Source organism: Spirochaetota bacterium (assembly GCA_030154445.1).
Classification (GTDB): domain Bacteria; phylum Spirochaetota; class Brevinematia; order Brevinematales; family Brevinemataceae; genus Brevinema_A.
In genome coordinates this window covers 37,289-62,878 of record JAGUQW010000007.1, presented here as the reverse complement: position 1 = coordinate 62,878, position 25,590 = coordinate 37,289, and the positions used below count along the sequence as shown (strand labels likewise).

At 29.1% G+C, this 25,590-nt stretch carries 18 protein-coding genes and 1 tRNA gene; 11 read left to right on the top strand and 8 right to left on the bottom strand.

The genetic code is table 11. The annotated features are described in order from the left end of the window. The first annotated feature begins 3 nt into the window (after positions 1–3). The 4 genes from KFW21_04335 to KFW21_04320 all read left to right on the top strand — a co-directional run bounded on the left by KFW21_04335 (position 4) and on the right by KFW21_04320 (position 7,252). Positions 4–2,259 carry a hypothetical protein gene (locus tag KFW21_04335; GenBank protein ID MDK2818657.1) on the top strand — a complete coding sequence of 752 codons (2,256 nt, stop codon included), beginning with the start codon at positions 4–6 and terminating at the stop codon, positions 2,257–2,259. A 326-nt stretch (positions 2,260–2,585) separates the two neighbouring features. Next, entirely contained in the window at positions 2,586–3,968 is a 1,383-nt protein-coding gene (locus tag KFW21_04330; protein MDK2818656.1) for a hypothetical protein, read from the top strand. An 86-nt stretch (positions 3,969–4,054) separates the two neighbouring features. Further along, the gene (locus KFW21_04325; protein MDK2818655.1) at positions 4,055–5,800 is read left to right on the top strand and encodes a hypothetical protein; all 1,746 of its coding nucleotides are present in this window, start codon (positions 4,055–4,057) and stop codon (positions 5,798–5,800) included. Between the two features lie 66 nt (positions 5,801–5,866). Then, positions 5,867–7,252: an ankyrin repeat domain-containing protein gene (locus tag KFW21_04320; protein ID MDK2818654.1), complete on the top strand. Its 1,386-nt coding sequence runs from the start codon at positions 5,867–5,869 to the stop codon at positions 7,250–7,252. 64 nt (positions 7,253–7,316) lie between these two features. On the opposite strand, the gene gatA is transcribed toward KFW21_04320, so the two are convergent. Continuing rightward, positions 7,317–8,756: an Asp-tRNA(Asn)/Glu-tRNA(Gln) amidotransferase subunit GatA gene (gene gatA, locus KFW21_04315; GenBank protein ID MDK2818653.1), complete on the bottom strand. Its 1,440-nt coding sequence runs from the start codon at positions 8,754–8,756 to the stop codon at positions 7,317–7,319. Between the two features lie 52 nt (positions 8,757–8,808). Next, on the bottom strand, positions 8,809–9,294 hold the full coding sequence (locus KFW21_04310) for a hypothetical protein (GenBank protein MDK2818652.1): 486 nt from the start codon (positions 9,292–9,294) through the stop codon (positions 8,809–8,811). A 133-nt stretch (positions 9,295–9,427) separates the two neighbouring features. Here KFW21_04310 and KFW21_04305 point away from each other — a divergent pair. Continuing rightward, positions 9,428–9,508: transfer RNA gene (locus KFW21_04305), tRNA-Leu, on the top strand. A 170-nt stretch (positions 9,509–9,678) separates the two neighbouring features. Here the strand turns inward: KFW21_04305 and KFW21_04300 are convergent. Together KFW21_04300 and KFW21_04295 are read right to left on the bottom strand one after the other, a co-directional pair. Continuing rightward, a complete protein-coding gene (locus KFW21_04300; protein ID MDK2818651.1) occupies positions 9,679–11,898 on the bottom strand; it encodes a hypothetical protein in 2,220 nt (739 codons plus the stop codon). A 108-nt stretch (positions 11,899–12,006) separates the two neighbouring features. Then, positions 12,007–12,684 carry a hypothetical protein gene (locus KFW21_04295; protein ID MDK2818650.1) on the bottom strand — a complete coding sequence of 226 codons (678 nt, stop codon included), beginning with the start codon at positions 12,682–12,684 and terminating at the stop codon, positions 12,007–12,009. 583 nt (positions 12,685–13,267) lie between these two features. Here KFW21_04295 and KFW21_04290 point away from each other — a divergent pair. The 6 genes from KFW21_04290 (at position 13,268) to KFW21_04265 (ending at position 19,515) form a co-directional block, all read left to right on the top strand. Next, the gene (locus tag KFW21_04290) at positions 13,268–13,915 is read left to right on the top strand and encodes a hypothetical protein (GenBank protein MDK2818649.1); all 648 of its coding nucleotides are present in this window, start codon (positions 13,268–13,270) and stop codon (positions 13,913–13,915) included. A 49-nt stretch (positions 13,916–13,964) separates the two neighbouring features. Further along, entirely contained in the window at positions 13,965–14,927 is a 963-nt protein-coding gene (locus KFW21_04285; GenBank protein MDK2818648.1) for a hypothetical protein, read from the top strand. 194 nt (positions 14,928–15,121) lie between these two features. Further along, the gene (locus KFW21_04280) at positions 15,122–16,480 is read left to right on the top strand and encodes a Sapep family Mn(2+)-dependent dipeptidase (protein MDK2818647.1); all 1,359 of its coding nucleotides are present in this window, start codon (positions 15,122–15,124) and stop codon (positions 16,478–16,480) included. Positions 16,481–16,489: 9 nt separating this feature from the next. After that, positions 16,490–17,980: a YfcC family protein gene (locus KFW21_04275; GenBank protein ID MDK2818646.1), complete on the top strand. Its 1,491-nt coding sequence runs from the start codon at positions 16,490–16,492 to the stop codon at positions 17,978–17,980. A gap of 239 nt (positions 17,981–18,219) precedes the next feature. Then, positions 18,220–18,561, top strand: coding sequence for a hypothetical protein (locus KFW21_04270; protein ID MDK2818645.1), 342 nt, complete (start codon positions 18,220–18,222; stop codon positions 18,559–18,561). A gap of 51 nt (positions 18,562–18,612) precedes the next feature. Then, positions 18,613–19,515: a hypothetical protein gene (locus KFW21_04265; protein MDK2818644.1), complete on the top strand. Its 903-nt coding sequence runs from the start codon at positions 18,613–18,615 to the stop codon at positions 19,513–19,515. Positions 19,516–19,983: 468 nt separating this feature from the next. Here the strand turns inward: KFW21_04265 and KFW21_04260 are convergent, their stop codons facing one another. The 4 genes from KFW21_04260 to KFW21_04245 all read right to left on the bottom strand — a co-directional run bounded on the left by KFW21_04260 (position 19,984) and on the right by KFW21_04245 (position 25,409). Next, positions 19,984–20,703 carry an ABC transporter ATP-binding protein gene (locus tag KFW21_04260; GenBank protein ID MDK2818643.1) on the bottom strand — a complete coding sequence of 240 codons (720 nt, stop codon included), beginning with the start codon at positions 20,701–20,703 and terminating at the stop codon, positions 19,984–19,986. After that, positions 20,700–22,319 (bottom strand): iron ABC transporter permease, encoded by a 1,620-nt coding sequence (locus KFW21_04255; protein MDK2818642.1) that lies wholly within the window; start codon positions 22,317–22,319, stop codon positions 20,700–20,702. The genes KFW21_04260 and KFW21_04255 overlap by 4 nt, the downstream gene beginning before the upstream one ends. 99 nt (positions 22,320–22,418) lie before the next feature. Further along, positions 22,419–23,429 (bottom strand): extracellular solute-binding protein, encoded by a 1,011-nt coding sequence (locus tag KFW21_04250; protein ID MDK2818641.1) that lies wholly within the window; start codon positions 23,427–23,429, stop codon positions 22,419–22,421. Between the two features lie 126 nt (positions 23,430–23,555). Further along, a complete protein-coding gene (locus tag KFW21_04245) occupies positions 23,556–25,409 on the bottom strand; it encodes a fructose-specific PTS transporter subunit EIIC (GenBank protein MDK2818640.1) in 1,854 nt (617 codons plus the stop codon). Positions 25,410–25,590 lie beyond the last annotated feature (181 nt).

Genomic DNA, 25,590 nt, shown 5'->3' with positions numbered 1-25,590 from the left:
ACTATGAAAATTATTAATAATTTATTTATAATACTTTTGATAACTTTAAGTAGTTGTCAAATATCAAGTTTAACTGATGAAACAGCGAATCGTTTTGTAGCTATAGCGACACAAGGGAAATTCGATGATAAGATTCAAATATCATGGATCAAAACTAAGTATTATGCTAATTTTGTAGTACTAAGAAGTTCTTCTGAAAATAGTACTTATGTTCCTATAAGCTCTCGTATAAAAAATGCTGAATTAATAGATACTGATATAGTCAAAGGTATTACATATTATTATAAAGTTCAAGGTTATAATAGTGTTGGTACTGCTATGTTCTTAACAGAATCAACAAAGGGTTATGCTGGAGCTGGGGGTGGATTTGTTTCACCAAGTGATATTACTATAGACACAGGAAAATCAACAAAATCTTTGCGTTTGGATTGGAAGAGAGTTGATAATGCTGTCTCTTATGAGATTGAAAAAAGTAAAGATAATATTAATTGGAATATTGTTGATAAAGTGGTATATTTACATTATATAGATTCAGATGTCAAAGAAGATGAGGTATATTATTATAGAATTACTTCTTTGGATAAAGATGGGATTCCAAGTCCAAATCCATCTAAACCCATACAAGGTGCTGTATTTAGTGCTAATTTGGGTCTAAATTCATTAGCAGGTATATACAGTGATAAAATAGTATTAACTTGGAATAAATATCAATATGCTACAAAATATCAAATATTTCGTTCTGAAAAGTTAGATGAAAGTGGAACGCTCATTAAGACAATTGACCATACAGAAGCAATGGAATATATTGATAAAGATGTGAAAGCTGGTATAATCTATTATTATTATATTATCTATAATAATAATAGTGCGATTAATCAAAGCTCTATTATTAGAAGTTTTCTCAAAACTGATCAAACACTTGAAAAACCATCAGGATTTACAGCTTCACAAGGTACTGATCCTCTAAATGTTAATTTGAATTGGACAAAAGTTGACGGAGCGACTTCTTATGAAATTGCACGATCAACCTTAAAAACAGGACCTTGGGAAGTTATTGTACAAACAACAGAAACCTCATACAATGATAGAGTGTCAGATAGTTCTTATACTTTTTTCTACACAGTAACAGCTTTAAATCCTCTCCCTGGAACATCGTCAGATATTAAAGAAGGGTGGGCAAATAAACCACCTATTAATATTACGACTTCAGATTCTTTTGGAGAAAAAGTAGTTATTACTTGGGATAAAGTTGAAAATGCATCTTCTTATACAGTCACTTATTCTGATACTCTTATAGGAACTTATGAAATTGTAGGAAGCGTAAACAATACTAGTTCTAAGAGAATATCTATAGATCATGTATATGATATAGGTAGTAACTTATCCAAAGAACTTTTTTATAAAATTCAAGTTAATACTATAAATGGACAAAGTGTACCATCGAACCCAATAAAAGGTATAATCAAAAAAATAGATGCTCCTCAAGACATAAGAGTGATAAATAATAAGACAGCTACCAAATCTATGACAATAGCTTGGACTAGAGTCGAAGGAGCTCGTTCATATAATATTTATAGAGCTATATTAGATAATAGGAATTCAGATCCTAATAAACTAAACGAAAATCATTTCAAATATTTGGGTGCCTCTCAAAATGCTGCTTATACCTTAACCTTTAATACTTATCCTATTAGACGCTATGTTTATATGGTTAAAGCAGTTGATGGTGGTGGAGCAATGGGAGTATTTAGTAAAACAGATGTTGTATGGAGATATCCTGTTGATTTAGAAGATTTTGCTAAAGATGTTGACTTAACAATTATAGAAGCACAAACACAAATTAAAAACTTTGGTGGATTCGGAAGTTCTGCTGTTATAAAAGGTAGAGCTCAGGGAGATTATGACTATGCAGCTGGATTCTCTTCAAGAAATAATTGGCGTGCTTATTCTAGCTTTGAAGTTATCATTAATGGACATCCAGAAGTTAAAGTTGATGTAGCAACTATGGGGGGAGCATTATGGGGATCTATGGATGTTATTGGTTTGTATACGGGAAAAGTTACCTATAAAGGACTTAATGCTAAAGCTGGAGGATTTGTATTTGCAGGTGCAATGATTTTTGAATATAATCATCCTGAAAAGGGTGTATTGAGTGAAGAGTGGCAATACTCCAAGGCTGGGGCATTACTAGACTCTGTAGTTTTATTTGAACAAGAACAGCATCCAAAACCTCCAAATATTGAGAATGGACACGGTTAATTATTTATAATAAAAGATATTCTATATGCGTGTTATATGTATATAGAATATCTTTTTCATTATAGTATAATTTGTGTTAATAAAAAAATATAATTATATCAAAACATTTTTCATGTATAGTTCTCTAATTATACAGGGATGTCATATAATAGCGTGATTTACTATTTGAATCAATCTTTTTCTAGTTACTTGAAATAATTAAAAAAATTGAAGTTAATTTTGAAAAATATATAAATAAAATTTCAGTAGTATAAGTAAATACCGATGATAATTGAGTATTTTAATTATCAATCATAATACTTAAATTTTAAAAAATGGATAAAATTATGTTAAAAACTATAATAACATTTCCGCTTTTCATAATAATATTTTCTTCATGTTCTATTATTACTCCAGGAATTTCTGGAAGTCAACAATTACAGATACGTACATGGAGAAATGAAACGCCAAATATACTTGAAAATATAAGAAGAGACACTTTTGCTCTTGATGTTGATGCTGAAAATATTATTGAATTTGATGTAAAAGTTTTTAGTAATGTTGTATATGTAGCATATACAACAGATCAAAATATTCAGACTTCAAAGTATCCTGATATTAACACATTACCTAATTCTCTTCTTCCTAGTATTACTCCGATAGATAAAATTTTGAAATATTCAATTATGGAAACAACAACTACTATTCGAGAAGTTTATTGTAGAATAACACCATCTACATCTGTTATTTCTGATCCAATACTTTTTAATCAAAGAACTCAAAATAAAAAAGGTGTTTGGTTTAGAATGTTCAAAGGAACACTAGAAGGAACGGATCGAAATCCGACATTGACTTGGGAACCTCTTATTATTACAAAAGATCCTATGGAAATTGGAGAAATAGTTATTTTACCATTATATAGACAAACAGCAACAGTCTTAGCTATTACTAATAATTCTAAAGTTATGGTTTTTAATGATGTTGATCGTAATGGAATCATAAATATTGTGGAAAATGATTTATTAAAAAAATCTTATAAAAATATAAGTCAATTAAATACTTGGGTTAATGGTACGAAAACTTATGTTTCTTTAGTTGCTGATAAACATGTTATTACTGGTTATTATAATAATTTATTATGGATTCCAACAGTAGATAGTATCTTTAATTTTGATATTCAAAAAATGCAAGTTACAATGGGTGCAGAATTTGCTTATAGTGTTTGGATGGATAATACAAAAAAAGAAGTTGTTGTTGCTATATATCAAGAAAGTTCAAATAACAAAAGACGTTGGCTTGAAATAGATAGAATCAGTGCTGTAGAGCATCCTAAAATAAATATATCTACTTATAAAAACAGTTTAGGTGCACATGAAGATATATTTATTGGTACAGTAAATCAAAATCAAGATTTTTTTCAATTATTTACTGTAAAAAATCTACAAACATTTTTCTCAGGGCAAATTATTACTGGTTGGAATGAAAGGTATACAATTACAGGGAATGAATTAGGCCAATTATTATATGTTCGTGCAAATGCTAATCAGCAATTAATTTTTGCAGGATTGAATATATTTAATCAATGGGATCCTATACAGCTTGTTTCTCCACCTCCTGTGAGTATTCATCCAAATTCTCTAATACAAGGATTTTTCTTAAATAATAGTTATTCTTTAACAGTTTTTAAACAAGAAAATGGGTCTATATATTTCTTAGCTGGAATTCGATAATTTTATTGTTATTTACAAATAGTTGATAAAATTGTATAAAATTAAGTACCATGTTATAATTAGTTATAATTATAAAAGGTTTTTATATGGTATTAGAAGACAATCTAGTCGAATTAAATAAACAAGAAATTTTCCATCAAATTGATCGTGAAATATTATCTAAGAAAAATAATGAATTTAGTATTATGCAAAAAACAAGATCTAATTATAAATTTGTGTTGTATTTAGATTTGATCGCTTGTTTAATAGCAATATTTGGAGCGATAGTAGTATATAGTGTGTTTAAAGAACAACAAGTACGATTAGTTTCAGGGCAAAATGGTGTAAAAGTTTTGGAAACTACTTTGATAGAAGAAATTAATAAACAATATGAACAAAATCTTCTTTTGAAAGAATTGGAATTACAAGAATTACGTAGTAAATTAGAAAATATAGAACTAGAATTCTCTAATATTTTATTAAAAATACAACAAGAATCTCAACAAAAACTTGAAATTGAAAAAGCTTTATTACAAAAAGAATTACTATCTAAATTAAGTGGAAAAAATCAATTAGAGCAGGATTTATTACGACAGGAATACAATCAAAAATTAGAGTTAATTAAACAAAATATTGATTTATCAAAAGTAGAAAATGAAAACATAGAAAAAAAGAAATTCGAACAATTTCAAAAAAATTTACAACAACAAGATGAATTACAACGACAATTAGAAGAAGTTAAAGAAAAATTAGAATTTTCTAAAGAAAAATTAGAAACAATAGTGATAAAACAACCTCAAGTAGATATAGAAAAAATATATAAAGATAAAGAATCTCAAAAAATAGAGCAAAGAATTTTTAAATATTTTATTAATATACAGCAAAATATTTCAGAAAAAAAATATGCTCAAGCTGAAATTTCACTAAATAATATAGAGAAAATATATGAAAATGATTTATCTCATCAATATCTAAAGAATAGAAAAAGAGCTGATTTGTATTTTATATCTTTAAATAGAGAATTTATACAAAAAGATAAAGAAGTAATGAAACTTAATAAAAAATTAGATATACAAAGCAACCAAATTAAATCATTAGAACAAAAATTTATTACACCTAAAAATTTTGAGAATACTAAAGATTCACAAATAATTATTGATAAAATAAATTTTTTTATAGAAAAAGTTTCAAATAATAAAGTGTCGAAAAAAGAAATTGAACAATATATTAAGAACATTAATAAAGAATTACCAGAAGTTACTAATTTTGCTTATAAATATGTTGAGTTTACTCAAAATATAGATCATGATAAAATTAGTAAAGCTATTCAAAGTGCTGATGAATTAGTTCTAAAAAAAGATTATAGTACAGCCATTAGTGCTTATCAACAAATTTTACGAGTTTATTTATTTAATAATTCTCGAGATAGTGTGGTAGATAAACTTTATAAAACTATTATATTGCAATTAGAAAATTCAAAAAATAAAACTCTTGTAGCTAATAATATTATACAAGATAAAACTCCTATAAATATTCCAAAAAATGTAAACGAAAAAATAAAAAAAGTATTAAACAATATGGAATTTATTACTCCTGAATATAAAATAATATATATGCGAAATCCAGATGGATATGTGTTAAATATTGTAGATGAAAATCATGTCTTAATTATTTTAACTGCAGGTAAACGAGTTTTTCAGAATCAGCAATTAAAAGTTTACAGGGTTTCTGGTCAAGATATTTTTAAAATGGATAAAGTTGGTTTTATAAATGTTTTAAAATTAGGTGGAGATATTATTCAAACATCTAATTTTAACTCTGATCTTAGAATAGGAGATTTAATATATATATAAATGTATTAAGAAGAAATAAATAATACCGATATATATTTATATTTTAAACTGAATTAGGAAGAATCTATGAAAAATATTTTATTATTGTATTTATTAATATTATCTCCTTATGTTTTTGCTCAAGATATTACAGCTCAAGAGATCAATGAACAAGATGTAGTTCTAGATGATGAATATGAGTATGATAGCGAGTATGATGGTGAATATGTATATACTGATAATCCTGATCAAACACTCCAATCAGCTTTAGATACAGCAACAACAAGAGTTGCTGAAGCTATTAAAGTTGCAAGTGATATGTTATCACAAGTGCAAGGAGCTATTACAAAAAAAGAAGAACTAACTAAAAATGGAATAATTTCTGGTGTCATTGTTATGCCGATGGCTTCTATAGAAGAAGAAAATTTTATTATTGAATTAAAAAATAAAATTGATACTGGGCAAAATATTGAAGATTCTGATATTAATGGAAATACACCAATGATGGTTGCTGCTAGTAAAGGTTATGCTAATGCTGTAAATTTTACTATTAGTAATGGAGCTGATGTTAATAATAGAGGTCGTTTAGGTCAAACAGCACTGATTAATGCTATCAGAAAAAAAGATTTATTAATTATTAGATTACTGTTGGATAATCAAGCAAATATTAACACTTTTGATGCTGATAAAAGAACAGCGTTAATGGTTGCTGGTGAAATAGGAGATTTAGGAATCTTCTCGTATTTAGTTGATAAAGGCGCTTTAGCTGCTTTAAGAGATATTCATGGTAAAACAGTATTAAATTATGTTATTGAAAATGGTCATATAAATATTGTTCAATACCTTATAGAAAATAAATTTGATATTAATTCTATAGATAAAAATGGTAGAACACCTATTATTCATGCTTTAAGAAATAATAATATTGATATTGCACTATTTCTTATTGAAAAGGGAGCAAATATATCATACAAAGATAGTGCATTAATGTCACCATTAATTTATGCATCACGCTTAGGTAGTACAAAACTAATTGATGCTCTCTTATTAAGAGGTGCTGAAATTAATGATAAAGATGATAATGGAAGAACACCACTTATGTATGCTGTTAACTCTAAAAATATAAATATTGTTAAAACGCTAATACAAAAAGGTGCAGATCTTAATACACAAGATAAAACTGGTTGGACAGCGTTAATGTTTGCTGCTAGTGAGGGACTTTTAGATATTGTTAAAGACCTTATTAAAGCTGGTGCTGGTTTAAATATTCAAAATATCTATGGGCAAACAGCTCTTATTCGTTCTATTATTTGGGGACAAGTAACTATAGCTAAATATTTAATAGGAAAAGGAGCATTGACTTCTATTACTGATAATTCTGAAAAAAATGCAGCAATGTGGGCTGGAGAAAGAGGTAATGAAGAGTTATTGAATTATCTTATTCAAGAAGCGAATCCTTCAGTAGTAAAATAATATTATTATAAATATAAAAAAAGAAGAAGTTTTAACTTCTTCTTTTTTTATATTTATAATAATATTATAGAAATAAAGATTCTATAGCATGAGCACCTTTAAATAAAGCTGCTTCATCAAAACAACGAGCAGTAAGTTGTAATCCTATTGGTAATTGTTGAGATTTTGATAATCCTATAGGGATAGAAATAGCCGGAGTTCCTACTAAATTTGCAGATATAGTGAAAATATCGTTAAGATACATAGATACAGGATCATGGATTTTTTCATTAATTTTGAAAGCAGGTGTAGGTGTTGTCGGCCCTAATAATAAATCAACACTATCAAAAGCTTTAGTGTATTCTTCTATTAATACACTACGTACTTGTTGTGCTTTTAAAAAAAATGAATCATAAGACTCTGAAGATAGAATAAATGTTCCTAGTATAATACGACGTTTTACTTCAGATCCAAAACCTTCTGTACGACTTTTAATATATGTTTCTGATAGTATATTAGCCATTTCTCTATTACCGTATCTAATACCATCAAAACGTTCAAGATTTGCTGAAGCTTCTGCTGGAGCAATAATATAATAAATTGCAGGTGCATGTTTTATATAAGGGATAGAAACTTCAGATAAAATAGCACCTTGTTTTTCTAATTCTTTAGCAGTTTGTAAAACTTGTTCTTTAATTTCATTATCTAAGGCATCTACAAAAAATTCTTTTGGTAAACCTATTTTTAATCCTTTGATGTCTTTAGAATTATTAATAATTTCAATTGGATTTTTTGAAGAAGTACTATCTTTTGGATCGTAACCTGCCATAGCTTGATATAGCATGGTAGCATCAGTAACACATTTAGCAATAGGGCCAATTTGATCTAAAGAAGAAGCAAATGCTGTTGCTCCATAACGAGATATACGACCATAAGTAGGTTTGAAACCAACACAACCACAAAATGCTGCTGGCTGACGTATAGAACCACCTGTATCTGTACCCAAAGTAATAGGAGCAAGATTACCTGCGATGGCTGCAGCTGAACCACCCGAAGAGCCACCAGGACTAAATTCTCTATTATGGGGATTTTTTACAGCACCATAATAAGAAGTTTCATTGGACGACCCCATAGCAAACTCATCCATATTTAATTTACCTAAATGAGGCATTCCTTCATTTCTAATTAATTTTTGGATAACAGTTGCATCGTAAGAAGATATATAACCTGTTAATATTTTAGACGCACAAGTCATAGGTATATCTTTTACATTAATTAAATCTTTGACACCTAAAGGTATTCCAGTCAATGAGGTATGAGTATGACTTTGAATTTTTTTATCAGCTTTTTTGGCACCTTCTAATGCAAGTTCTGGAGTAACAGTAATATATGCGTTTGTAGGAATAATATTTTTGTTATCTTGTTGAATATTATCTAAATATGCTTGCGTTAATTCTAGAGATGAAATTTCTTTTGATGATAACATAGTAGATAGTTCATAAATTTTTTTTGTAACAAGAGACATAGATTACTCCTTATTTTTGGATTGATAAAAATGTTATAATATATAATGATTATTAAAATTGTAAACGATAAATAGAAAAATTCATACGACTTTCTTTAAAGTTTTTCTGACTAAAAGAAGGAATGATAGGATATTGTTTAATATATACGGTATCATAAATCATCACGCCAATAGGAATTAAAATAATTGCTGAAATAATATAATTCCATTCACCTGAGGTAAAACCAAGATTATCTCGTCCGAGATCAGAATTATAATTATCTAAAGTAATATTTAAAATGTTAATAAAATTAATAATATTTTGCATAATAAACATTGTTATAGGAATAGATAAAAAAAACACAATATCAGCACGACGAAATGGGTTTTCTTGAGGATAAAGAGTAGAATAGTTATCGACAATATAACGTGTAGGTAATTCGTATTGTGGAATAGATGTATAAGATATATTTGTAACTTCTGCTGTAGAAATAGTTTGAGTATATCCTATATTACCTATTAAGAAGAAAAAATATATCAATAAAGTAATATATTGCATTAAGTATTATAAATTATTTATCAAAAAAAATCAAAATATTGTATACTTATAAATCAAATAAATTTAATAGAGTTAAAGATATCATATGATTTATTGACATAATAAAAAAAATGTTGTATAATTATTATTATATGCTCGAATGGCGGAACTGGTAGACGCAGTAGACTCAAAATCTACCGCCTTTGGTGTGTGGGTTCAAGTCCCACTTCGAGTAATGAGTAGAATCTCAAAAAAAAAGCAAATATAGATATATATCTATATTTGCTTTTTTTTTATAATTATTCTAGTATTTCATCTTTATTTTTAATTCTAATAAAAAAGACACCTCTATAACAGAGGTGTCTTTTTTTATTTGTTTATGATACAAATTGATTTAGTTTTAGTTTAGTAAGAATGAGATTTGACAGTATCAAGTACTTCGCCTTCATTATTTCCACCTAAACTTTGAGTGAAAAATACATAATGTTTTACTCTACGAGCAACTTTTGAATCGTATTTCGCATTACCTTCAACCCAAGATTTACCAGCTTCAAAGCCGCCGTTCATAATATTAATAGTCCAACCATAACCTGGCTCACCTAGGCCTGGAGCTTCTGTTAATTTAGCAACACCTGCAATATATCTACCATCGTTTCTATTAAGAATCATAGTATCTTGTTGAGATGGTTTTGCACCTTGAGGTGTTAACCAGAATGAAACAGATGTTAAGAATGCTAAAGTACCACCAGAAATTCTTTGTCCTTTAATCCAACCAGTAGGTATAACCCCACCTGTCATGATTAAATTAGGATTTTCTAAAAGAACTTTAGAAGTACCAAAGAACATAGCTGACATTAGTCCGTAGTTATAGTTCCATGATAATTGGAAAGCACCTCTACCATGATAAGATTGTCCAGCTACTGGTGGGAACACTTTATTGTTATTATCTTGATAATGACTAGATGTAGAACCAGCATAAGCTACTTCTTCATTAAAATAAAGAGACCATGCTAATAAACCAGGTAATTCTGTTGTGATATAATCTGGAAAAGTAGCTCCTGGAAACTTACTTTTGTCAAATGGTGTTCCAGGTGCTGAAGACCAAGAACCACTAGTTTCATGAGATGCATGAGCTAAGAATCCTGCAATTCCTCTAGCTTTGTCATTGTTAGATCCTTCTGCACCAAATGCAGCAAAATCTACAGTTTTTAATTTATGAGGTCTGTTAAGTAACCATTCATTACCAGAAGCAAAATAATCACCACTTTGAGAAATTAAACGTACTTTTCTAGTTGGTTTGTGAAGAACATAATTTCTTTCAAAAGATGTTTCTTTTAAAGTACTAGCGTCTAATGCAACTTGTATTAAATATGCATAATCTCCAACAATATTTAAAGCATCAATAAAATTGTCAAAAGAATAATAATCATCAGAATTTAATCCAGTATTATTTTTCCATTCTTCAGAACCAATTCTTCTTGGAAAAAGAAGATTCCATCGTTCAGCATTAATTTTTGATGTAAACATTGCAACAGCAGTTTTACCATCAGAAGCGAAGATATCAGATGAATTAAGAGAATTTTTATTAAATGCCTCTTGTAATTCTCTAGGTAATTCTTCCCATGACCATTCTTGAATATAACCATTTTGTTGAACAAATTCATAACCAGGATTTGTTGTAACAGGAGGAGTTACTTCAGGATCAGTAGGATCAGTAGGAGGAGTAGGATCTGGAGTAGGATCTGGTTTTACAGTAGGAGGTGTTGCTCCACCGTTTTCTAAGATTTCTACAAATCTTCCTTCTGAAATTTCTTCCCATGGAGAATCCCAAGCATTTGCATAAGGTGTTGTAGGAGTATGATTTTGATTCCACCATTTAGAACGGAAAAATCTAACAGGAGATCCACTAATAATAGCAAGATCATTTTCTAAATAAATAGCTTTATCAGACCATACAAATGAATTTAAAGTTTCATTAGTAGGAGGTGTTGTTACAGGAGGAGTTACTTCAGGATCAGTAGGAGGTGTTACAGGAGGGGTCACTTCAGGATCAGTAGGAGGTGTTACAGCACCTTGCTGTTGCTTTAAAATTTCTAAAGCTTGTTTTTCAGTTAATGATACCCAAGGTCCCCAATTAAGAGTTCCATCAGCACTTGTATAATTATTTTTATACAAATCAAGATCAGGATTGTTATCCTGATTCCACCACATAGATTGATAATATTCACCATTTTTTGAAACTAAATCATTACCATGGTATGTTTTACCTTCAGTCCATGAATTAATATCACCAAGAGATGGTTCTGTTTGACCAACACTTCTAACACCAAGTCTTCTTTGTTGGTCTTTAAAGTCTCCAAAAGATGACTTTGCCCATGCACCCATAGGATTCTTAGCATCAGATTGACTATCTTTTGGAGATATACCTTTAGCTGCAGTAGTAGATTTAAAAACAGATCTACCTTGTGCAACATAACTACCTGCTTGATACAATGTATTTGCATCCCATGTTTTAATATCTGTACTAGTGCTACCTTTTTCAGCAACAGTACATGCTATTAAACTGGAAGCAACTACAAGAGCCACCCCTAGTTTTGCCCAATTTTTGTGGTTTGTTTTTTTCATACAAAACCTCCATGAATTTTTACATAATATTAAATATATTTTTTTGCTAAATGATTTTTATATAAATTGATATAATATCTATAAAAGTATATTAATACGAATATACTTTTATAAATGATAACTTAGACTAGGATTATTTAATACTGTATCATCTAGAGGTCCATAAGTTTGGTATTCATCTAATGTTTTGTCATAAGAGACAGCTATCATTTGTAATTTATTGGAACTTTTTTTCACAAGAAAATATTCTGTATATAGCACACTTTCTCCTCTCCAAATTCCTGAACCACCAACTTTTAGACTTTCCCAAATTTTTTCTGTGGAAGTTGTTAGTTCATATATAGTATCAAAACCTTTATTTTTTATTTTAGTTGTAATATCTTGTGTTGTAAAAGTTGTATAATTAGGTTCTGTTAATTTAAAATTATTTACAATAACCAAATCACCTTCTAAAGAAATTTTATTTACAATTTCGTTATTATAACGGGAATAAGTAATAGGACCATCACCGGCAGTATTTTCATTTGGAAATATTCCGTTATAGGTTTGAACAGCAACTTTTATAAAACTATTAGCTGATAAAAGTAATTGAGTTTGTTTTTGAGCACCCTGATCTATTTCTGTTTTTTTCCATGAAGTAGTTGTACTACTTATAGAGTAATTAACTTGCTTAAAAGCATCGTTAAATCCTTCTTTGAAAGGATTTTTCTCCGAAGGTGGTAAGATAGAACAAGAGCTAGTTATTAGTAAAATACTAATAACTGTAATTTGAAAGATATATTTCATAATAATATCTCCTTTATAATTTATAAATAATAATAGCTATGTCTAATAATAATTCAGTAATAAATATAATTCTATATTATATATACTTAAAAGTCAATAGTTATTGTACAATAATATAATGATCATTTTTATTTAAATGTTAACAAATTATATATAAATTAATTTTAATAAATAAAATACTTAACAATACAATATGATTTTAAATTATAGATCTTTTTTAATTCTAGACTATACTAATTTTTATTAAAAAAATACCTACTAACAAATATATCTATATATTATTTCTCTGTGTTAACAAATGTTCTTTTTTATTAAAACAAAAATCATATAGTTACAGTAACCCTATAGATCAATAATATCTATAATTAGTATATAATACTTTTATAGTTTTGTAATATTATCCTCTATATTAGCAAAATTAGCAAAATACGAACCAAAATAAGATTAAATTACTCTAATTGATAAATTTTTTCTAATATTTTATACAATAGAGGACGATATTTCAATAATAATATTTATTATTATTGAAATATTACTAAAATTATGTTATAATCAATAATATTATCTTATTGGGGCAGTGGCTATGAAAAAATATTTATTACTAGTAATAGTACTATTAAATACTAATATATTATATGCTCAAAAAATAACTCAACGATGGGGTGTTTCTTCTGCATGGTTAGTTCAAAATGCACCTTTTAGAGAGTTTTCTTCTTTTCAATTAAATAGAATTTGGTATGCTCAAGGTATTGATACATGGGATATAGGAGAGGCTGCTTCAGGAATTGCAGTGGGTTTTTCTTATGATATTACGGCTAAAAATGGCTTGATGTTTCGTATGCAAGGAATTATAGAAAGTACAGGTTGGATTTCCGGTGTATTTGATATTGGTACAGGGATTAGAATTCCTATGTCTCTAAAAAATTCTTTTTTTAGCATAGAGGCTTATTTTTCGGTTAATCAAACAGGTGGAACATTACATAGAATTGGATTGGCTGAAAAAACTATTCCCGATTCTATCGATTTTTATATGGGTTTATTTGGATTCAAGACGAGAGTGGCTTTTGAATTTCCTATTGGTCAGAAATTTTTTATTACACCATATGTTTCTTATGCTGTATATCCATGGCAGAAATCTTCTACAAAAGCAGATCTTATTTTAAATGGATTTAGTAAAGGCTCTTTGATAGATTCTTTACAAATAGGTTTTGAATTTGGTTCTAAATTTTAAAATAATCATAGATATAAATTTATAAAAGATATATATAAGGAATTGATTTATGAAAAAAATTATATTATTTGTTTTAATTATTACAACAAGTTTTTGTTCTACTATTCCACAAACACCTTTTGATCTTATGTTATCTCAAAAATCTATCTTGTCTATGGAAGAAATGAACAAAGCGTATCCCTATTGGAATTTAAAATTTGATAGTTTTGTAGTATATGATGATAAACCTTATAATCCTGGTGATCCTGATTTACCTCCCAATCTTCTTCCTATACCTGATTTAGTATATATTCGAGCAAAAAAAATCGATGTCTTAGAAAAAAAACTAATGCTTCAAAAAATGGATCTTATTCGATTTGCAGTTAATACTCCTGAATTTGCTTCTAACCTTATGAAAGGTGTTTTCAAATCTGCTAGAAACGCAAGTGGTTCTTTTGGAACAATCAAAAAAGATGATGTTTATGATAATAAACGTATTCTTGAAATACTGCAGAAAAGGATTGCTCCTTTTTCTATTCATAAAAAGGTATTAAATTATAATGCTGCTGCTGTTGCTGTTGTAGGGCCTTCCGTTTATGTTTTGGATGATAATGATCCTGTAAATAAAAGACATTCTTGGGTCGCTTTTCCTAATAGAGAATATTGGGGAACAGGTGGGTATCTTAATCAACCACATTACATAGCTGGAGTTTTGTTTCATGAATTATTACATAATGCTGGATTTACTCATGGGACTACTGAACAAAAATATGATACAGTTTGTTCTGTGATGAGGGTTTTTAGAAATACTATTGGTACATCAGCATGGCAAAAAAAATATAAAAAACAATTACAATCTTTTAGATACTATGAATTGCATCATGCTGGTATGTTAGCTTTGGACACGTTTCCTGTTCCAAAATCTATTCGTTCTGATATTGAATATTATAGTGATGAAGAAGAGATTGTATGTATTATTAATCCAGATGGGACATATAAAATGGTGAAAATGAGGAATGGTCGTATTATATAAATTTGTAAGAAATATTACTAATATCAAATTATTTCTATAGTATATAATAAAAAAAAATAAACTTATTATAAAAAGCTTATAGATTTATTCTATGAGCTTTTTTATTTTATAGGTATATAGTTGTTTATTTTTCAAATAACTTCTGTTATACTATATGCAATGGGAAAATTTTTTCATATAAAATAGGAGGAATTATGAATATTCGAGAAGATTTAATAAAAGAATATAAGATTTTAAAATCTCATATTATTCAGACAGTTAAAGAAAGTGTTGCTTATCCAAGTATTTTGAATGAATCAGAAGATAATACCAATACTTCGCATCCTTTTGGTATTGAAATAGAAAAATGTTTGGACCATATGCTTGGTACTTGTAAACAGCTGGGATTTAAGACATTTAAAGACCCTAAAGGATATTATGGCTATGCAGAAATCGGTGAAGGTAAAGAATTAATGGGGATTTTAGGTCATTTAGATGTTGTTCCTGTAGATGATATTGAGAAATGGGATAGCGATCCTTTTACTTTGGTAGAGAAAGATGGTGATCTTATTGCTCGAGGTACTTCTGATGACAAAGGCCCTACCATTGTCGCATTATATGCCGCTAAAGCTCTGATGAATTTGGGTTATACTTTTAATAAAAGAATTCGTTTTATTTTTGGTACAGATGAGGAAAGTCTTTGGCGTTGTATTACTCGCTATTGTGAAATAGAAGAAATTCCTAGTATAGGATTTACACCTGATTCTAAATTCCCTGTTATTTATGCTGAAAAAGGACTTTGGCAAGTTGTACTAACTGGTAAGGGTGAAGATATAAATATCAATGGTGGAGGAGCTTTTAATTCAGTTCCCAATTCTATTGAATACAAAGATATAAAACAAGAAGAGCTTATTGCTTCTCTGAAACGCAATAATTTTGAATATGAATTGATTGATAAGGGTATAAAAATACTAGGTAAAACAGCTCATGCTCAAGATACTGAAAAGGGTATTAATCCTATTCAACGATTGCTCTTTTGTCTCAAAGAAATAGGAATGAGTACACCAACTATTGAATTTATTACGAGTAAATTTGCTTTATCGCCTTTTGCAGAACCGATTTTTGGAGTACTTAAAGATGAAGTTTCTGGAGAATTAAAATGTAATCTTGCTCGTATAGAAGTTGATAAAAATCAATCAAAATTATATTTTGATCTGAGAATACCGGTGACTTTTGAGATGAATGAAATTATTTCTAAATTCAATGAAGTAGCTAACAATAATGGATTTGAATCAATACAACATGACAGATTAAATTCTCTTTATGTATCTAAAGATGATTATCTTGTAAAAACTTTATGTGAGATTTATGGAGAAGAAACAAATTTTGATACAACCCCACTAGCAATGGGCGGTGCTACATATTCTCGTGCTATGAAAAATTTTGTTACTTATGGAATGGTATTTCCAGATAGTCCTAAAACGGCTCATTTAGCAAACGAACATATTACCATAAAAGACATTGATAGAGCTTTTATAATTTATGGAAGAGCTATTCACAAATTATCACAATAGGAAGTTTTTATGACAAAATTTAAATTCAAAACGCCTCATGTATTTACTGTTATTTTGTTTCTTACACTGATAACAGCAATATTGACATGGTTTGTACCAGCTGGTCAATATGAATATACTTTGAATACAGAAGTAGGTAGAGAAGTTCCTATTCCAGGAACTTATAATAGAATAGAACAACAACCACAAGGTTTGTGGGATGTATTGCAAGCTCCTATTAAAGGTTTTTATGACTCTAAAGATATTGCTTTATTTATTTTTATAATAGGTGGATTTCTTGCTCTTATCTTACATACAGGTGCATTGGATGCAGGGATTAATACGACTATCAAACACTACAAAGGTAAAGAATTGTTGATTATTCCTATTTTAATGTTTATTATGGCATTAGGCGGAACTACTTTTGGATTAGCAGAAGAAACATTATCTTTTTATCCTCTGTTAATTCCTGTAATGTTAGTTTTAGGGTTTGATACACTAACAGCTGTAGCTATACTGTTGGTAGGATCTAATGTTGGCGTTTTGAACTCAACGGTAAATCCTTTTGCAACAGGAGTTGCTTCTGGTATTGCTGGAATATCTATTGGAGATGGTCTGTTTTTACGCTTGGGAACATTAATGGTACAATTATCATTACTTTGTATTATTATTATAAATTATGCAAAAAAAATTAAAAAAAATCCTAGCCTTTCTTTGGTTGCAACAATGAAAGAAGAAAATGAGAAATTTTTCTTAAATCAAGATGATAATAAAGTAGGCCTTGAATTTACCACTCGTCGTAAAATAATTCTCGTTGTTTTTGGATTAACATTTTTTATAATGTCTTTGGGTGTTATACCCTGGGGAAGTAAATTTGGTATTACAATATTTGATGAATTAGCTCTTGCTATTCGTGGTATTCCTTTTATAGGAATGGTTCTTGGTAATTTACCAGCATTAGGTACTTGGTGGTTTGGTGAAATTTCAACATTGTTTATTATTTCTACGATTATTTGTGGAAAAATTAATGGAATGCACGAAAAAGAACTTATCACTGTGTTTCTCAATGGAGTCAAAGATATGGTTCCTGTCGCTTTAATTGTTGGTCTCTCCCGTGGTTTAACTATTGTAATGGATACTGGTGGAATGACAGCAACACTATTATCTTGGGGCGAAATAGGATTAACAAATCTTAATCAAGGATTTTTTATTATTGGTGCTTATATTTTCTTTATACCACTTGGATTTTTAGTGCCTTCTACTTCAGGACTTGCAACACTTACTATGCCTATTTTCACCCCTTTAGCGGAATTAGCTAATGTCCCTCCAAGTTTGATAGTTACAGCTTTTCAATCAGCATCAGGAATGGCTAACTTGATCACACCAACTTCTTCTGTAGTTATAGGAGGATTAACATTAGCAAGAGTTGATTATTCTATTTGGTTGAAGTTCTGTGGTAAAATATGGCTTGTATTATTTGTTACGACTTGTATGCAATTATTAATAGGGCTCTATATCTAAATTATTAATAATATCCAATCAAAAAACCACCTTCGTTATAGAGGTGGTTTTTTAATTGGATATAAATGATATTATTTAAGCATGTGCTTGTATCATTTGAAATCCTATACTGATAGCTAATAATCCTATTATACTAAAAACAGATAATCTATGATATTAATTGGTTAGATTCTTTCTTATAGAAGTATCTACGCTGTTGATATTATAGACAAATTAATACATAATAAAGGAAAAATACTATGAAAAAAATTATAAGCTTATCATTACTTATTTTGGCTCTAAACGCTTGTTCAGTAAAAAAATCAGATTCAACTTCTTTTGATGGTACCTATAGATCTAATGACGGTAATACTACATTTATAATAAAAGATGGACACTCTACAGTCACTGCAGATATAAGTATTTCCTATATTAGAGGGAATACTTCAGGAGCTATGTTTAAATTAACTGAAAACAAGACTATTACCTATGCAAAGCTTAAATTAGAAAATAATATACTCTACAGTGGAGAGCAAAAATCTACTGAGGCAGAGGCTGATAAAGAAGCTCCAATAATAGAAATTGCAAAAAAAATATCTTAAATAATTAATCTCTAATAAAAATTATACAAATATTGTATTAGGAGAAATGCTATGAAAAAATTATTACTAGTATTCTTACTTATTTTTACCTTCAATTCTTGTTCTACAAAAGACGAGAATTTCAATTCGAATGGTCTCGGAATAAGAGCTTTCGATGGAAAATATCAATCTGGTTCTTTTAGTAAAAATACTTGGGAAATGATATCGATCAGAAATGGTAAATTTACAACTTCCAAAGCATCGACAATCAACTACGAATATATCAGTGGCACAGCGAATAGTGCTATATTTAGTATAATGACTACAACAGGTATCACTTATGGCAAATTTAGACTCCTTGATGGTAGACTATTAAAAAATTCTCCTGATACAGATAACGGATCTATCGATATTGTATCTAACTACCCAGATAGTAGTCTAAACACAGAAGTCGCCTCTATCTTCAATGTTAAATCATTGGATGGAAGTTATTTGAAAAATGGAATACATCCTAATGATAACAATAAAATAGTTATTAACAATGGTTCATTTTCTGAAGGTTCTACTCAATATAAATTAGTTGCCTTTAGTACTACTGATGGTGTTGGTGTTTTTCAAGTAGGTTCACAATATACCAAAGTACAACTACAATCTGCTAATCCATACCCATATCTTAAGCGTGGTAGTAATCTCCATAATTCTATAGAATTAGCTGGAGTAGACTTAAACTTCACTTTGCCTGAATTAGTATCTATCACTATCTGGGATGCAAGCGATGACACGGGGAAGGGGAATAAATATATTATAAAAAATGGGATGATACGGATCAATTTTGACCTTGGTCAAGAGTATACTATGTTTTTTATCAAGGATCTTGGTAAAAAGGCTATAATGCAAAAAAGGATTCTAATAGAACTAGCACCAGTAATACTGTCTCATACAATGAGAAATGAGGATAGGGGTGAATTACAATGAATCATATCACCGTTAACTCTCTAGATATAGCTATTAGAGACCTCAATGATCCAACTACCGTGTATACCTTATTTTGGGTTAGACAGTAATCAATGTTTTTAACAATAAACCCCAAGATTTATCAAATACGATGAATCTTGGGGTTCTTTTTTAAATTAAGAGACTATAGTTTCATAAGGAGAAATATCTTGTTAGAGAGTTTGACAAATAGAAATCGACCATTTAAATTTATAAGAATCTCTGATTTGAAATTCTTATAAATTTAAATAAAAATTCATTTACTTCAGATGTCTTGTAAAATAAGGACTTTATTTGTAAATTTTAGGTAATAGTATAGGACTATTGTTGGTTATTGATAAGATAAATCCTGATACTTTTTTTTGAAAACAATTTCATATTTTGTCTCCCCCTATTAAAGATTTATTAGGAATTATTATAAAATAAATATATAGTAAAGTCAATGTATTTTTATTGTAGAAGATGATTTACAAGAGGACAATTGGCATCATTTCGTAATTCAGAAAAAGTTCCTGTTCTAATAGTATCTGGACTGAGTAGCACAATATGATCAGCAATTTGTAGATCAGAAACATTATGCGTAACTAAAATGGTAGTTACTTGAGCTCTGTTTAGAATATCTTGAAGTTCTTTTTGAATTTTATTTCGTAAAAAAGCATCTAAATTAGAAAAAGGCTCATCTAGTAAAAGTAGTTTGGGCATAGGTGCCAACGCACGACCTAAAGCAACTCGTTGTTGTTGTCCACCCGATAAGTATTGCGGATAAGTATCTCGAAATGGAGTTAATTCTATGAGTTTAAGTATGTCATGACAGCGTTCTATTTTTTGTTCTTTAGTCATTTTTTTGATAGCATCTAATCCGAAAGAAATATTTTCGTATACTGTCATGTGTGGGAAAAGCATATAATTTTGAAATACCATACCTATATTTCTATATTCTGTGGGAATATTAGTAAAATTATCTTTGAGTATCTTATCATTTAAAATAATTTGCCCTGATTGAGGAGTTTCTAAACCAACAATAAGTCTTAATAAAGTGCTTTTACCAGCACCACTAGCCCCCATAATAGCAGTGATTGCTTTGTCATTCAAACTGAAAGAGAGATTGTTAATGGTATTTGTTTTGGCAGTTGGATAACGAAAAGAAATATTCTCTAATTGTAATTTCATAATTTTTTTCCTTTATTTGAATAATAACTGTATCTAAAAAGCCCCCAAGTAACGAACCCTATAATAAAAATTAAAACTAAGGCTGAGGGGGTAGATTCTGTAAACATTTCATTAACTACATAATTATGCGTACTGGTAGATAAGGTTTCAAAATTAAAAGGACTTAAGAACAAGGTTAGTGGAAGTTCTTTGAAAAGATCTATCATAATAATCGTTGAGCCAATTAATATAGAGGGTAAAATAAGAGGTAATTCTATTTTGAAGAATGTCTGAAATTTTGTATATCCTAATGTTTGAGATATTTGTTGATACTCAAATCCTATTTTTTTGAAAGCACTAAAAGATACATTATAACTGAGAATCATAAAACGAGTCACATAGGCAAAAATTACTAGAACAAATAGATTTTGTAATTTTGTAGCAGTACCCACAGGGAATATATTCCAAGATTCTAATTGAAAATAAGTATTTAAAATAGCTACTGCAATAATAATACTAGGTAGCGCATACTGTAAAGAAAATAATTCTGTATAAATAGAGGTCTTACGACGATTTTGATATGCTAGAAATAAACCCAACACCAATAAGATAAGCGTTGAGATAAGAATCAAGAATATTGTTTGAAACATTACAGCTAGTGTATTCCATATAGGATATTTTATAAAGGCAAAGTAACTATAGTATCCTAAAATTAATACAGGAAGCACATAAGAAATGATAAAAATAATACTACAAAATCCTGTAGCCAAAAAAGCATATTTTCCTTTGAGAGGAAAAGGGCTAGGTTCATGATTGGATACAAAAGAAAGAGAATTTTTTGAACTATATTTTTTTGAAAGTATTAAAAAAAGAAAAATAACAGGCACCAAATAACCTGATAACTTAGATGCAAGAGCTATATCATTTAGGCTAAACCATGCTTTGAAAATACTAGCACTGAAGGTTTGTATACCCAGATAAGAAGTAACACCGAAATCATTGATAATTTCCATCATAATCATTGTTACTCCACTAATAATAGGGAATTTAGCTAAAGGCATAATAATATGAATTAATATTGTGAAAGGAGAAGCTCCTAAGGTGCGAGCAACTTCTATAAGTTCTGCCATATGTTTTCTAAAGAAAGATAATAATATAATAAAAAGATAAGGAAATAAAAACAGGGTAAAGATAAAAACACCACCCCAAAAACTAAAAAGATCAAAAGATAGGAAATGATTGATATGAAAAATGTTTCTCATATTAGAATTGATAATACCTGAATAATCAAAAATTTTATCATAAATATAAGCTCCAAAATAAGTAGGAATAGTTAGAGGGAGTATAAGTAAAAATTTGAAATTATTACTAAAGGGAAATTTGTAAAAACTTACTAAAATACTAGCACATAAAGCAATCAAAAAGCTAAATAATGCTACAAATAATAGTAACAAAATAGTAGTTATGGTATGATCTATGATAAATAAATTAACAATATGTTCAAAATTTTTGCTAGAAGGTGTGAAAATACTTAAAAATAAAGGAAGAATAGGATAAAATAATATTCCTACTAATAATAAAGACAAAATTTTGGGTATAACTTGTTTGATAAAATATATTTTTGGATTGTAAGACATTATTTCCACTATTAAAAATTATATTTGTAAGAGTGGAAATATTAAGATCACCACCCTTACAAATATAGAATTGATTTATTTATAATAATCGATTGAAAATTATTTCCAACCTGCTTCATCAATTAAGATTGCTGCTCGCTCATAATAGGAACCCCATGCATCAAGCTCAACATTATCCATTTTTGGACTATCTGACCATTTTAGGAATATATCAGTAGGAGCAACATTAGGATTTACTGGATATTCAAAATTTTCTAAAGTGATTTTATTTTGAGCATAGTCACTAGTTACAAATTCTAATAATTTGATAGCATTTGCTTTGTTTTTTGCATTTTTAATAACACCAAAACCACTAATATTAAAATGAGTATCTTGTGGATAGATAAGATCTACTGATTTAGCTGCATTTTGAACTTCTGGATCAACAGAAGTGTACATAAGTCCCATATAGTAAGTATTTATAATAGCTAAAGAACCTTTTTTTGCATAAATATCAGCAACTTGTTTTCTATCATTTCCTTCAGGAGTACGAGCAAAGTTTGCTACAAATCTTTTAAGAAATTCTTTAGTTCTTGTTTCACCCCACTGTGCTAAAAGAGAAGCAATTAGTGAGATATTGTAAGCATTACTACCGCTACGTACTAATATTTTACCTTTGTAGATTTCATTAGTTAAATCAGCATAGGTAGAAGGCCGAGCTCCTGTCCAATTAGTGTCTATAGCAATAATTCTCAGGCGTAGGCTCATACCATACCAAAAATTATCTTTATCTCTGTATTTTGGAGAAGTCTGTGCCAATAAAGTATCTGTTTTTATAGCTTCTAATAATCCTTTTTCTTTTGCTCTATAAAGACGAGGGTAGTCAGCTGTAAAAAAAACATCTGCTTGAGGAGCTTTTTTCTCTTGTTCAAGTCGAGTAAGTAGAGCATCGGGATCAGATTTGATAATATTAACTTTGATGCCTGTTTGTTTAGTAAATGCATCAAATATTTCCCCATCAACAGTATAGTGACGAGTAGAATATACATTAACTACATTTTTGTTTGATCCAACACATGATATTAATGTAATAGTTGTAATAATAAATAATATTATTTTATTTTTCTTCATACACATAGAATTTTTCCTTATAAATATTATATCTCTCGAGATGATATTTATATTATAGAAAATTCTTCTAGCCTATAGCAATCAATTTTGATATAAAAAATAATTAAATAATCAAAAAATCTTTAATTAAATATTTTGAGCTTTTTTATTTTGTTGTTGTGATAATAAGAATATAAGAGTCAGTGCTGTTACTGTCGTTCCAACTAAAATCGCAATAATAAATCCTATAGGATTATTAACAACTGGTAAAACAATAGGTCCACCGTGAGGAGCATAATCCCCAACTTTCCAAAGTCCCGCTAGCATTCCCCCAACCATACTTCCAGTCATGAGTGCAGGAATAACACGAATTGGATTTGCAACTGCAAAAGGTATTGCCCCTTCTGTTATACCTATCATTCCCATAATTAAAGCTGCATTACCAGCCTCTCTTTCTTGTTTATCAAATAATACAGGACGAATTTGAGTTGCAAGCCAAATTCCTAGTGGTGGAATACAAACAGCAACGGCTACCATTCCCATGATTTCAGGAACTCCAGATTGAATCATAGAGACACCAAATAAAAATGCTACTTTATTAACAGGGCCACCCATATCAAAAGCAATCATAGCACCAATAATAGCCCCTAATAAGACAGCACTACCTTGCATATTTTGTAAAAATAGAGTCATACTATCCATGAATCCTTTTATAGGACTACCAATAATATAAAGTGTCGCAACAGTCAAACCTGTACCAACTAAAGGTATTATAAAAATGGGCATAATAGCCATGAGATTTTGAGGTAGCTTTATTTTTACTAATTTACTGACAAAAAATCCAGCTAAGAAACCAGCAAGAATACCACCTAAAAATCCAGCTCCTAGTTGAGCAGCTAATGCTCCACCAACCATTCCTGGGATTAATCCTGGTTTATCAGCAATACTCATCGCAATAAAACCTGCTAATATAGGAATCATTAACCCAAATGCTAAACCACCAACTTGTTCCATTTTTTGGAGTAAAGGATTTGTAATATTAACTCCTGTACCTACTTCAACTCCAGACATAGCAATAGCAAGGGCAATATAAACACCGCCAACAACAACTACTGGAATAATAGCACTAACACCACCCATTAAATAACGGTAAAAAGGTGTTTTATCTTCTGAAGAGGAAGAAGATGAGCCTGAGCTTGATTCTAATAGAATACCTTTTTGTTGTAAGGCATCTTGTAAGAGTTCTTTACTATTAGTAATAGGTTTTTTGACACTGCATTCAATAATAATTTTTCCTACAAAACGAGATTTATCTATAGCTTTATCACATGCTAAAATAACAGTTTTTGCTGATTCTATATCTGCTTTAGTTAGTTTGTTTTCGATACCTATAGATCCTTGTGTTTCTACTTTGATAGAGATATTCAATTCTTGAGCCATATCCCGTAATTTTTGAGCAGCAACATAGGTATGAGCGACACCTATAGGACATGCTGTGACAGCAACAATTTGAGGTAGTTCATTAGAAGTATTAATATTGTCTGATGTTTCAAATTTAGTAAGAATATTAATAAATTCTTCTGTAGAGCTAGTGCTATTTAATTTTTCTATAAATCCTTTTTTAAGAAGAAGTACGGACAACTTACTTAAAATTTCTATATGTTCATCATTAGCTTCTTTTGGGATAGCAAGTAAAAAAGCTACAGAAATAGGATTTTGACCTTCTGTATTTTTCCATTTATTTTTTAAGGTTGTTATAACTATACTAACTTTTGAGATAGCACTACTTTTTGCATGAGGGATAGCAATTCCTTCCTCAAAATCTGTACTGGACAAACTTTCTCTATTAAGAACATCTTTATAAAATTGTTTACTATCAGTACACAATCCTTTTTGTACAAGTATTTCAGAAGCATACTGAACAAAGGCTTTTTTATTGTTAAATAATTGATCTAAAAAAATTAAATCTGATGATATCAAATTATGTAGTGAATGTTTCATCTTATACTCCTTTATTATATTATAATATACTGTATTATAATATAATATAAACTCATGTCAATAAATTTTTTATCATACATTCTAATTGTATTTGATTTATATTGGAATATGTTATTAAGTGAATAAAATAACTATATATATGACTATGACAAAATATTGACAGAATTATATTTTATAAGAT